Here is an 11,938-nt window from a genome sequence, read left to right as displayed (position 1 = left end):
AAATGTCAGTCCATCAAGGCATCGCGGATGGCGCACGCACAGGTATCGATTTTATTTTCAGGGTAGACATGGAGGGTTGGCGGTGGCTGCGGGTTTGTCGGGAAAGCAGTTTGTCATTGATTATCTCAATCAATTGAAGTTAAAGCCGAGCAAAAACTTTCGTCAATTTTGGAACGACCTCGAATATCAGCATGGTCGACGCGCCATCGCTCCATTGAAGGAAGCCATGAGTCAGCGAAATCCAGGCGCAACGACGAATGATATCTACGTCTTGAAGAATCAAAATCTGAAGTTGAGTCTGGATTTCGCCAAATACTCGGCGGATCTGTATCGGCGATTTTTCGATTGGCTCGTTGCAAGGCCGCATCCACAAGCTGGTCGCTTACTGGATGTCGGGTGCGATAACGGCATTGTGACGTGTTTCATCGCATCGCTTTTCCCTGAATCCGAAGTGGTCGGCGTCGACATTGAGCCTCGGGCTGTTGCCTGCGCAGAAGAATTGGCCAATCGGCTGGGGTTGACCAATGTGCGCTTCTTTCAGTCAGATGTCAGGCAACTAGATACGTTGCTTGACGCGCGCTCGTTTGACCGTATCCTGTCCGTGCGTTCATTCCACGAAATGCTTGGTGAAGTAAGTGAGCCGCCGCGTCACTGGTCGACACAAGAACTTTTGGGACGATCGGTAGAGGCGGGCCACCTCCATCTCCTGCGCATGATGCGCAATTTACTCCGTGATGAAGCCGCAGAACTCATCACCTTCGAGCGCCTTCCTTGGCTCGCTTCAGCAGCGATGTGGGCAGATGAACTCAAGCAAGCCGGTTTATTTGTGGACTGGGCGCAAGCGGAGTTCATCGCCTTCCAAGAGGTGGGCGAAAATCAGGAAATGCCCGTGTTTGTGTGTAGGACAACCCCTTCTGACTGCGCCATCCTCGAAGGGGTGTATCGGTTGTATGGGGCAGGCAGTGCGGCAGCGTTGATGGCCGGAGCAGAATATGAGGACGCCGAGGCGGAAGCGCTGTTTTACAGAATCGAAAGCAAGCAGTTTTTATCCGGGATCCAAATCGACTTTCCCGAAGATACACAAATGCGATACGAACTTTGGCAGACCGAATCATCTCCGGTGCTGTATCAATACACGAATGTGGGCAACCGCAAGTTGAACGTCCTGTCTGTGGGTGATCTCGAGACCGCGATGCGGGACTTCGAGGTGACCCTTCCCGCGCATTATCAGAATCAGGGATTTAAGGTGAAGACATACCATGAGCAAGTGCAGCGCGGCGAAAAGTGAACGCTAGCGAGGAAGTAGTACGAGCATGCAGGGGAGATGAGGGAAGGACCATGAAGTCAGGCATTAAAATCGAACCTTGTCAGCGAATCTACGAGGAAGGCGCTGTGGTAGAGAGCTGGCTTCACATCCGGAATGATGGGGAAGCATCTGCGGCGGTGCCACGTACTGACTCTCTGGTATTGGAACTTCCGCAAGGTGACTATGAGCTCCTTTACTATACGAGCTCCTGGGGAAACGAGTTTCAGCCAATTCGGCACAAGCTGACAGAGGAAGTTCACCTTTGCAACCAGACTGGGCGTTCTTCACAGGGCGTGCATCCCTGGTTTACGTTAATTGGGCCTGATGCACGAATCATGACGGGCACCATCATGTGGTCGGGCAACTGGGCAATTCACTTTGAGCCACACGCGAACGGTCTTTGCGTGCGGGCCGGGATCGACGAATCCCTCTTGCAAAAAACGTTGATGCCAGGCGAAGCGATGGAGACGCCGCATGTGGCGGTCGCCTACGCTGCTTCTGGGGATCTGAATGACACCTCGGTGCTGCTGGCGAGGGTGGGCCGCGCGCATTGGATTCCCGCATGTGGCGCGACGGACAGTTTGGCGGTGGAGTGGAACCACTGGTGGGTGTATGAAGACAAAATCATTGATGAAACGGTGTTTCGCCAAAACGTCGATATCGCCAGCGAACTGGGCTTTGAACTCTGCACGCTGGATGCAGGTTGGTTTGGCCCATCTGATGCCGAGGTGTCGTGGTTTGACGTGCGCGGTGACTGGGATCTTGTCAATGAAGCTCGCTTTCCCAGCGGCATTCGAGCGTTGTCCGACTACACGCACGCAAAGGGAATGAAGTTTGGGCTGTGGTGTGAGATAGAGGCGCTGGGGCAAAAGGCCCATTTGGCCATTGAACAGCCGGATTTTTCCGCTCTGCGAGACGGGAACCCCATCGGATACGTATGTTTCGGCAATCCCGCTGTGCAAGAATGGGCGTTTCACGTGCTTGACCGCCTCATTACAGATTATCGCTGCGATTGGGTGAAACTCGATTTCAATCTTGATCCCATGGCAGGTTGTAATCGCGTGGATCACGGGCACGGCGCGGGTGACGGACTGTATGAACACTATGTCGGCTATTACATTGTCCTAGATAAAATCCGAGCTAAGCACCCGGATGTGGTGCTGGAAAACTGCGCGAGCGGCGGACTTCGCATTGATCTCGGCATGCTTCGCCATACGCATACCACATTTCTGAGCGATCCCGATTGGCCGGACCACAACCTCCAGGTTTTCTGGGGCGCGACTACAATGCTGCCTGCTCACGCATGTCTGCATTGGGCCAACAGCGAGTGGTACGGCGAAAATCCCAACCAAGTCTTTCATCCAGATGATCCAAACGTGACCGACTACGAACTCGATCTCTATGTGCGCAGCGCGATGTTAGGCGGGCTAGGCTTTTCCCAACGCCTGCCGGATCTCCCACAATGGATACGAGAACGGTACAAGGCACATGTGGTGACTTATCAGCAACTTGTCCGCCCGTTTGTCAGGGAAGCGGATGTGTACAGGTTGACAGATCAGCCGAGACGGGACGGCGTCGGCACCCGCTGGGCTGCTTTTCAGTATGATCTACGCACAGTTCAAGCGCATCTTCTCTTTGTGTTTCGGCTCACGGGAGCGGAACAGACCAGGCGCATCAAAATGAAAAATCTGAAGCCGGAAATCATGTATGGCTTGTCCTGGGATGCGATTGGCTGCGCTGGGCGCGAAGCGCGTTGTTCGGGAGAACAACTGATGCGAGATGGGGTGCTGTTTGATGAACTGCGGGAAATGGAGTCTGCGCTCCTTCATATCACGGAAATAGACTGCCATGCGTGATGCACCCCGCACCAGCAGAACCATGAAAATGCCAGTCAATCGGAGCATCGCGGATGGCGCGCGCAGGTATCGACTTTATTTTCAGGATAGATGAGGGAAATCAGGGAGGGACATCATGCCTGTCATAAGACAAACAGACCAACAAACGTATCCAGTTTGGAGTGAGTTGAGTCATTACGGCGTGAACCACTTGCATGTTGGCGACGAAGTGGAAGTGCATTTTCACGACTGTCACGAATATTGGATCATCGTTTCCGGAAAAGGGATTTGCACGACGGAGGGCGACACGTACGAGATTGGGCCGGGAGATCTCGTGCTGACCAAGCAGGGAGACGAGCACTCCCTTGTTGTCACAGAGGAGATGGTTGCGGTCTACATCTATGGAAAAATGGATGAAGGCGGCAGAATAGGTCATTTACATCGATAAATACATCGCTAAGAGGTGCATAGCTATGCCATTGCAACTGATACAGGTGGGACTGGGCGCGCATGGATTGGGTGTCGCACAAAGTGATGTGCTCATGGCGCAGGACTTTACCTTTTGCGGGATTGTCGATATCGATGAATCCAGACTGCGCCAAGCGAGTCAGCTTCTCCAAGTTGAGCCGGCGCAGTGTTACACAGATTACAAAACAGCGTTTACCCAAGGGGGCGCCGATGCAGTGTACATCACGGCTGCCTCTCCATTTCATTATGACATCTGTAAGTGCGCGCTAGAGGAAAATCTGCACGTATTGGTTGAAAAACCTTTTGTGACCGAGATCGACCAGGGAAAAGAACTGGTGGCCATCGCAAAGCGTAAAGGGCTTAAATTGATGGTCGATCAAAATTATCGCTGGGTTAAAAGCGTGTTGACACTCAAACGCGAGATTGGTCGGCAGGCGCTCGGTGAACCGATGTTTGTAGACGCCAAGTTTTTCTACTCCCATGAGGGAAAGCCATATCAACGCCAAATGCAGGATTATATGTTGTTTGAGATGGGTATTCACCATATTGATATGATGCGCTTCCTGTTCGACGAGAATATTCACACGGTCAGAGGGCGCACGTGGAATACGCCTGGCAGTGGCTATCTCGGTGACCCGCACGTGTACGCCGTCTACGAGCTCGATGGAGGCATGCCGATTTTTTACATCGGAAGTTTGTTGACACAGGGTCTGTCTTCGCCGTGGGAAGGACAATGGCGCGTTCAATGCACCAAAGGCTCGATTCATCTCGATGATCTTGGGGCAGGCTATGGCGTCTATCTGGTCAATGAAGTGCAGGAAGCGGCCAAAGTGGACGACGTGATTCCCAAACACGAAAGCATCCGGGGTGTGTTGGCGGAGTTTGCGGACGCGATTCTCCATGATCGAGCACCGCTGTCATCTGGTGAAGATAATCTATTGACGCTCGCGGCGTTGAACGCGACGAGCGATTCATCGCGAGATGGAAAGGCCTGCTGTCCCATGGATTATTTGCAATAGGCGCACTGGATGGGCGCTATGACCGGATGGCGGGGCTGCCAATGCCGCGAGCGCCTAGATGCGCTTTCGTTTCAATCAGTTTTCTATTCTTGCTCTCTGCTTGCGATCAGCTTACATAACAGATGGTATTGGGGATATACTGCGCATGCAACTGCTTTTAATCAGGAACGAAAAGGAGGCATTGCGCATGCCCAACACCGTCTTGCAGCAGATAGCTTCACTGGATTGGCAGTCACTTCAATCAACGCTCGACGAATGTGGTCACGTGACCATTCCGGCGTTGCTCGGCATGGACGAATGCCGCGATCTCATCGACATGTACGCCAATGAATCTCTCTTTCGCAGTAGGATAAATATGGCTAGATACCGCTTCGGGCGCGGAGAGTACAAATACTTTCAAGCGCCGCTTCCCACACTGGTACAACACTTGCGCATGGGGTTTTATCCAGAACTCGCGAAGACGGCCAATCGCTGGTTGCAACAGCGTGGACGAGATGCGCTCTACCCACAGACATTGCCTGCATTCCTCGAACGTTGCCATCAACACGGACAGAATCGCTCAACCCCATTGATGTTGCAGTATGAGACAGGGGGCTATAACTGTTTGCACCAAGATTTGTACGGTGAAGTTTTCTTCCCGTTTCAAGTCGTCATCCTGTTGAATCAATGTGGCACAGATTATACCGGCGGCGAATTTCTGCTGGTGGAACAGCGGCCGCGCGCCCAATCGAGGGGATATGCCATTGCGCTCCAACAAGGAGATGCGTTGATTTTTCCGACGCAGCATCGCCCTGTGCAAGGGACCAAAGGATATTATCAAACCACATTGCGCCATGGTGTCAGCACGATTGCATCGGGAAAGCGGTACAGCTTGGGCATTGTCTTTCATGACGCGCAATGAAGCCGTCAGTTGGAGGCTAGCTTTGTGTATTTTTTACCAATCTCTGCCCGGTAGCGGAGGTGTGGCTTCATGTAAGTGTTTGCATGCCTAGCAAATGGTTTTATGTTATTTTTTATTACATATCCAAATAAAAAAGCCGATATACGTTATATTATATTACATAAGTTGTTGACGATTACGGATGATTTCCATACCCTAAAAGTGAATTAAAGAGAACAACTGGATGGGGAGGGGGACGCGATGAGAGCAATAACTATGCATAAATAATTGGTGATTCATATAGATTTTATAAACAGAATTATCAATTATTTATCTCTGGTTACTTTTTTCAAGATAAAAAGAAACGCAGAAGTTTACTTAGAACATATGAGGGGGGATCTTATCTACTGAATCTTTAGCTTACCGAGACGTTGATCGCGATCCTAAATCACCAATGAACGAGGAGGCGAAATTCATGAGGAGCATGATACTGAAGATCTGCAAAAGACTAGCAGGGATGCTCATTATGGTTCTAATTGTTGCTTCTTTCACGTTTTTTCTAGTTCGTATCATTCCCGGCAACCCGGTTCAGGCAAAGTATCTGTCTTTGGTTTCTAAAGGAGTAAGTCCTTATCAGGCCAATATACAAGTGCGTGCTCTGTACGGGTTTTTACCGCAAACCTCCTTATGGCACCAATACATCAGTTATATGGTGGATCTATTTCATTTGAACTTAGGCCAATCGATCACATATACAGGTGATTCCGTCTCCCAAATCATGTCTGATGCATTGCCGTGGACGATTGGTCTAGTTTCAATTGGTATCATCATAAGCTTTGTGCTTGGAGTGATTATGGGCGTTGTTGCTGCAGTGAAACGTTCTTCTAAAACGGGTGATGCCGTAACGTGGGGTTCAACTTTTTTGCATAGTATTCCTAATTATTTATTGGGTGTGCTCTTGATTTTCTTATTTAGCACATTCTGGCGTCTATTCCCAGTTGGCTCTCCCTATGACGCATCGTTAAAACCGGGCTTAAATATCCCTTTTCTAGCCTCGTTGCTTCGCCATCTTTTTCTCCCAATCGCCACTTATGTCATTTCAGGGTACGGTGGATGGACGCTTTCAATGAAATCCAGTGTTATCTCCGTACTTGGTGATGATTTTATACTCGCATCCGAACTCAGAGGAATGCGACGGGGGATCATTGTGCGCTACATTGCGAGGAACGCTTTTTTGCCACTTTTTACAGGACTGGCGCTCACATTAGGGTTCATGTTTGGTGGATCCGCCTTAATCGAGACAGTTTTCAACATTCAAGGATTAGGATACCTACTCACTTCTTCAACAGGGGCGTTAGATTACCCGTTGATGGAAGGGTGCTTTTTGTTAATCACAGTAGCTGTGATTTTGGCTAACGCTGTGGCCGATGTCCTATACACGGTTATTGATCCTCGGGTGAGGGGGTAGTTGTCATGAGCTTAGTGATCGGAAGTGGAAAAAGCACGAGAGTGGAAAAGTCCGTAATGACTTCCTGGATTCGTTTGATATGGACGACGTTCAAGCGCAAACCCACTAGACTGATAGGGCTGGGTATTGTTTTCTTCTTTTTCCTTATGGCTGCACTGGGCCCTCTTTTATACTCGAATCACCTTGCCGTTAATCCTATGAACATTTATGCAGCTCCAAGTTGGAGGCATCCATTGGGAACAGATTTTGAAGGGGAAGATGTATTAGCACAGATTATTCTTGGCTCGCGATATGTACTGTTATCCGCAATCATCGCGGCCTTTTTTACAGTGCTATTCGGTAGTGTGCTTGGGCTGGCGTCAGGTTATATAGGTGGAAAAACGGATTGGATTATCATGCGAATTACTGACTTGTTTTTAACAGTACCAACCTTTCCGTTGCTGATTGTCTTGTCGACCGTGGTTAGTTTTAGCTCTCCCGTCGGCATTGGGCTTGTGATGGGTGCAACCAGTTGGGGAGGTATTGCGCGAGCTGTACGCTCACAGACCCTTTCCTTACGCGAGCGAGGGTATATTGAGGCGGTTAGGGCCCTGGGCTTCTCCACACCACATATCATATTTAGAGAAATACTCCCCAATGTGGCCCCATATATAGCCATGAACTTACTTTTAAGTATCACTGGCAGTATTTATGGCGAAGTAGGTCTCTTCTTTCTTGGGATCATTCCCTTTTCGACTCAGAATTGGGGCGTCATGTTGAACATCGCATTTTCATCAGCGGGTGCAATTTATGAAGCCAGCTCATTTTTGTACTTGTTCTCACCGCTGATTTGTATCATGTTGCTGACATTTGGCATCGTGTTTGTCTTGGATGCAATTGATGAACTACTGAATCCAAGGTTGAGGAAGGTGTGATTTTAAATGGCGCTCTCTACGCGATATGGGAATGGTTCTACGGCTGTAATCAGTGATGACGTTTCATGTAGGATTCAGAATGTTACCGTAAAATACAAGCTTGATAATGGGGAATTTGCAGCGATTCGCTCAGTCAGTGCGAACATTCCTTCTGGGAAAATAACTGCCATGATTGGAGAATCTGGTTCGGGTAAGACAACGCTGGGACTAGCCATGCTCAATGGCGTATCACATCCAGGTAGAGTTGCAGAGGGTGTAATTGAGTACACGGGCGTTGGAGATATTCTTTCAAAAGAAGGGGAAGAACTTAGAAAACTAAGAGGTAAACATGTGGGCATGGTGTTTCAGGCAGCACAGAGTTCATTGAATCCATTAAAAAAGGTTGGCTCCATCATCATTGATCTCGCTAAATCGCACGGCTATGAGGATCCAAAGGTGTTAATTCGTTCTGCATGTGACCTGGCGCGACGGATGTCATTGGATCCCGACCGTGTCTTGAGCTCATTTCAGCATCAACTTTCTGGTGGGATGCGCCAACGAGTGAGTATTATTTTGGCGCTGATTCTCGAGCCAAAAATTTTGATTTTGGATGAACCTACCACTGCACTTGATATTTTATCTCAAGCTACTGTGTTAAAAGTGCTGCGTGAAATTCAGGAAGAACGAGAATTAACCACTGTTTTAATCACTCATGACATGGGTGTGGTTGCCGAATTATCCGACCAAGTATACGTCATGTATGCCGGGAAAATCGTAGAGGAAGGGAATACTTCAGAATTGCTGCAAAACCCTAGACATCCTTATACTCGTGCATTAATTCAAGCGATACCCAGGTTGACAGGTGACCGTTCTAAGGCAGTCCCCCTGTTGGGCTCGCCGCCAGAGATTTCTTCAACACCAAACGAAGGTTGTGTGTTTGCCAAACGTTGCGCATTTCGTCTGGATATCTGCGAATACGGTGAGACACCAAGGAGAATCACTGATGACGGTCATCAATACCTCTGTCATTTGAATGAGGAGGGTCTGGCATGATTGAAATAAAAAATTTGGAAATGACTTTTCCCGGGAATGGCGGCTTGCTTAGTCAAACATCGTTCAAAGCGTTGCGAGGCATCAACATGAAAATACAAGACGGCTCAGCGATTTCTGTGATTGGGGAATCAGGGTGCGGAAAGACAACCTTAGGGCGGATTTTGGCAGGTTATCAGCGGCACACTGATGGTCATGTTTATTTCGATGGTAGAGATGTGGATACCCTTAACAAGAAAGAACGCAAAGCGGAATTCCTCAAAGTTCAACTTATTCAACAAGATCCTTATGCTGCTTTGAATCCCTCCCGAACATTGGGCAAAGCGCTGTACGAGCCACTTCGGCTGCGTGCCAAGGCAATCGGGGAAAACCATGCATGGATTGAAAAACGTATGGAGTATCTCCTCGCTTTGGTCGGTTTAGATCCAGTTTCTACAGTTCATAAATATCAACACAATTTATCAGGGGGGCAAAGGCAGCGGTTCGTAATTGCTCGCTCTCTTACTGTGGATCCCAAAGTGCTGATTGCTGACGAGGCGGTGTCTATGATTGACGTCTCCCTTCGGTTGGAAGTTTTGAATCTTTTAAATGATCTCCGCTCTCGGCTAGGGATTTCGGTGATTTTCATTACCCACGACGTTGCAGCGGCTCGCTACATTGCGGATGAAAGCCAGCTGTATGTCATTTACAAAGGAGAAATTGTAGAGCAGGGAAAAACGGATGAAGTGATTAGCAAACCGATGCATCCATATACACAATCTCTCTTAAGTGCCATGCCTGTGTTAAAGGGGCTGGAATCCCCTGGGCCCGAGCGATTTGATCCGATTGAAGCACCAAATGAGGACCCAGTGGATACGCATTGCCTTTTTGCACAACGCTGTCCTTTTGCGCAGGACAAATGCTTCAAGGAACATCCGCAGCTAGAGAAAGTCGTTGACGATTCACGGTTTACAGCTTGTTTTTATCCGACCCCAAGGCGAGTCGCGCCTGTTTCAAATGAACGTGATGTAAGTTAAGCAAATTGAGCTGGGGGGAATTTAGGTGATATCCATTCATTCATTCTGTAGATGAATAATAGGGGGATCTGTTATGAAGAAAGTAACGGTAATTGGACTCGTTACCTGTGCATTCACCGTTTTGACCGGATGCGGTAATTCCAATGGGCAGACATCCGCAAACCAAACATCCTCTAGTCATCCATTTACTACAATCACCACAATCAATCCAGGCGCGCCTATGAACAAATATAACGGCAGCTATTATGAACCGGCAGGTATGGTGCTTATGCCGCTCGCTTGGACAAAGAATACTTCTGATGTGAATGCATTTTGGCCCTCTTTAGCCACAAAGTGGAGTTTATCTCGAGATGGGCGTTCTCTCACTGTGTGGTTGCGAACTGATGCAAAGTGGTCAAATGGAAAGCCCGTCACAGCAGAGGATGTAAAGACCACTTTTGCTGCTTTAGCGGCGACTGGTCAAGATTCGTACGAACTACAAGCCATCAAGATAGTCAATCCGCATGAAGTGATATTCAAAAGAGATCCAGCGCCGTTTAATTTGTTCGAAAATCAAATTCTTCAGCAGGTGATCACGCCGGCTCAAGTTTATGGGGAATTTCTACCTTCTGACACTTGGACACTGATTGCTGAATCTCAATATTTGGGTGCCAATCAGAAGTTGCAAACTTTAGCTACACAAGCTTCGAAAAAACTCACAGCGATTGGAGCAAAATTGCAGGCGTACAATCCTTCGACCAAGCTTGGGAGGATTAGCGATGGGCCATTTGTTGTCACAGGGGTTAACACAGGGCAGGAGACGGCCACCAAGAATCCATTGTACTGGGACGCAAACAAAATTAAGGTGCAAAATGCAGTGTTGTATAACTATACGGGTGGACCAAATACGTTTGCCTTGATGACCTCCGGAAAGACAGACGAAGCCACATCTGGGATGCCGCTGAATGTTGAGAAGGCCGCAAGCCGTACACCAGGCAATCAATTTTTCGCTATACCAGAATACTCATTTTCAGGATTACTTTTTAATGAAAAGTCCTATCCATATAACATAGTGCAGGTCAGACAAGCTTTGGCATACGTAATTAACCGTCAGTTTACATCCAAAATTGAGATGCCCTATACGCCAAGCAAAGATATACCTATGGTTACCGGTCTGGGGAATGGGGTGCTTCAGTCATACCTTTCAGCATCACAATTAAAACAGCTTAACCCATATAATTACAACCCAAAGAAAGCCACGAGCCTGTTAGAGTCAGTTGGATTTAAAAAAGGCTCTAACGGTCAGTGGTTGCTGCCGAATGGGCAGCCATGGAAGATAACCCTCTATGATTGCGCTGGAGATGCTGATTGGAACGTGGGCGGAAGTTATATCGCGAATGCGTTGACCAGTTTCGGAATTCCCACAATCCACGATGTAGTAAATGCGACAGCATGGGCGCATAATCAGGCGCTGGGCGATTATCCCATCTCCTTTTATTGGGATAACGGTGGGCCAAACGGATATCTCGGTTATAGCTCTATCTATGGCGCGGCTGATGGCTATAGCCAAGTGAATGGCACACTTAAGCACACTTCTTCTGTACAACAAGGGAACTATATTCAAACTCCTGTGACGTTAAACGTAAAAGGGGTGGGTAAAATCAATCCAGGTGAACTGACTTTGCAATTGGTGCAGACGAGCGATAAGAACAAAGTGAAAGAAGATGTATACAAACTGGCTAGGGCCTTCAATCAAACCGTACCCATGATTCCAACCGAAGATGAGATGGTAAATGGGTTTGTGAATGATCTCTACTATACCGACTACCCGACCAATGATTCATTGGTGCTAGATTCACAGTATTATTTCGCTCCATTTGAGTGGATGGATCTTGGTTATGTTCACAGCAAGAGTTAAGGGGCGCGCAGGATTTCGGGCAGGCGGGATGGTGATTAAAACATCCCGTCCGTCTTTGTAAGACGATTTCATAGGTATGAGTGAATCAAAGTATCGCATAATTGCA

The 11,938-nt window shown here is 48.3% G+C and carries 10 protein-coding genes; all 10 read left to right on the top strand.

Annotated features, from left to right (window positions below; genetic code table 11):
* Positions 1-82 precede the first annotated feature (82 nt).
* The 10 genes from ACFSB2_RS12710 (at position 83) to ACFSB2_RS12665 (ending at position 11,832) form a co-directional block, all read left to right on the top strand.
* On the top strand, positions 83-1,288 hold the full coding sequence (locus tag ACFSB2_RS12710) for a methyltransferase domain-containing protein (RefSeq protein WP_377943434.1): 1,206 nt from the start codon (positions 83-85) through the stop codon (positions 1,286-1,288).
* A gap of 50 nt (positions 1,289-1,338) precedes the next feature.
* Positions 1,339-3,162, top strand: coding sequence for an alpha-galactosidase (locus tag ACFSB2_RS12705; RefSeq protein ID WP_377943433.1), 1,824 nt, complete (start codon positions 1,339-1,341; stop codon positions 3,160-3,162).
* A 115-nt stretch (positions 3,163-3,277) separates the two neighbouring features.
* Positions 3,278-3,589 carry a cupin domain-containing protein gene (locus tag ACFSB2_RS12700; RefSeq protein WP_377943432.1) on the top strand — a complete coding sequence of 104 codons (312 nt, stop codon included), beginning with the start codon at positions 3,278-3,280 and terminating at the stop codon, positions 3,587-3,589.
* A gap of 25 nt (positions 3,590-3,614) precedes the next feature.
* Positions 3,615-4,628, top strand: coding sequence for a Gfo/Idh/MocA family protein (locus ACFSB2_RS12695; RefSeq protein ID WP_377943431.1), 1,014 nt, complete (start codon positions 3,615-3,617; stop codon positions 4,626-4,628).
* Positions 4,629-4,815: 187 nt separating this feature from the next.
* On the top strand, positions 4,816-5,529 hold the full coding sequence (locus tag ACFSB2_RS12690; protein ID WP_377943430.1) for a 2OG-Fe(II) oxygenase: 714 nt from the start codon (positions 4,816-4,818) through the stop codon (positions 5,527-5,529).
* Between the two features lie 454 nt (positions 5,530-5,983).
* Positions 5,984-6,976 (top strand): ABC transporter permease, encoded by a 993-nt coding sequence (locus ACFSB2_RS12685; protein WP_377943429.1) that lies wholly within the window; start codon positions 5,984-5,986, stop codon positions 6,974-6,976.
* Between the two features lie 5 nt (positions 6,977-6,981).
* A complete protein-coding gene (locus ACFSB2_RS12680) occupies positions 6,982-7,890 on the top strand; it encodes an ABC transporter permease (RefSeq protein WP_377943428.1) in 909 nt (302 codons plus the stop codon).
* A gap of 6 nt (positions 7,891-7,896) precedes the next feature.
* Positions 7,897-8,922, top strand: a complete 1,026-nt coding sequence (locus ACFSB2_RS12675; protein WP_377943427.1) for an ABC transporter ATP-binding protein — start codon at positions 7,897-7,899, stop codon at positions 8,920-8,922.
* A complete protein-coding gene (locus ACFSB2_RS12670) occupies positions 8,919-9,935 on the top strand; it encodes an ABC transporter ATP-binding protein (RefSeq protein ID WP_377943426.1) in 1,017 nt (338 codons plus the stop codon). The genes ACFSB2_RS12675 and ACFSB2_RS12670 overlap by 4 nt, the downstream gene beginning before the upstream one ends.
* A 73-nt stretch (positions 9,936-10,008) precedes the next feature.
* The gene (locus tag ACFSB2_RS12665; protein ID WP_377943425.1) at positions 10,009-11,832 is read left to right on the top strand and encodes an ABC transporter substrate-binding protein; all 1,824 of its coding nucleotides are present in this window, start codon (positions 10,009-10,011) and stop codon (positions 11,830-11,832) included.
* Positions 11,833-11,938 lie beyond the last annotated feature (106 nt).

The sequence above is a fragment of the Alicyclobacillus fodiniaquatilis genome, assembly GCF_042678105.1.
GTDB classification, from domain to species: Bacteria; Bacillota; Bacilli; order Alicyclobacillales; family Alicyclobacillaceae; genus Alicyclobacillus; species Alicyclobacillus fodiniaquatilis.
Note: the sequence above shows the minus strand (reverse complement) of the source record. Positions and strands in the feature narration are given on the sequence as shown.

Excerpts from the sequence above, each read along its gene's own strand:
- ACFSB2_RS12690 (WP_377943430.1), top strand. The coding sequence starts at position 4,816 with ATGCCCAACACCGTCTTGCAGCAGATAGCTTCACTGGATTGGCAGTCA.
- ACFSB2_RS12675 (WP_377943427.1), top strand. The coding sequence starts at position 7,897 with ATGGCGCTCTCTACGCGATATGGGAATGGTTCTACGGCTGTAATCAGT.
- ACFSB2_RS12705 (WP_377943433.1), top strand. The coding sequence starts at position 1,339 with ATGAAGTCAGGCATTAAAATCGAACCTTGTCAGCGAATCTACGAGGAA.
- ACFSB2_RS12665 (WP_377943425.1), top strand. The coding sequence starts at position 10,009 with ATGAAGAAAGTAACGGTAATTGGACTCGTTACCTGTGCATTCACCGTT.
- ACFSB2_RS12685 (WP_377943429.1), top strand. The coding sequence starts at position 5,984 with ATGAGGAGCATGATACTGAAGATCTGCAAAAGACTAGCAGGGATGCTC.
- ACFSB2_RS12670 (WP_377943426.1), top strand. The coding sequence starts at position 8,919 with ATGATTGAAATAAAAAATTTGGAAATGACTTTTCCCGGGAATGGCGGC.
- ACFSB2_RS12700 (WP_377943432.1), top strand. The coding sequence starts at position 3,278 with ATGCCTGTCATAAGACAAACAGACCAACAAACGTATCCAGTTTGGAGT.
- ACFSB2_RS12695 (WP_377943431.1), top strand. The coding sequence starts at position 3,615 with ATGCCATTGCAACTGATACAGGTGGGACTGGGCGCGCATGGATTGGGT.
- ACFSB2_RS12680 (WP_377943428.1), top strand. The coding sequence starts at position 6,982 with ATGAGCTTAGTGATCGGAAGTGGAAAAAGCACGAGAGTGGAAAAGTCC.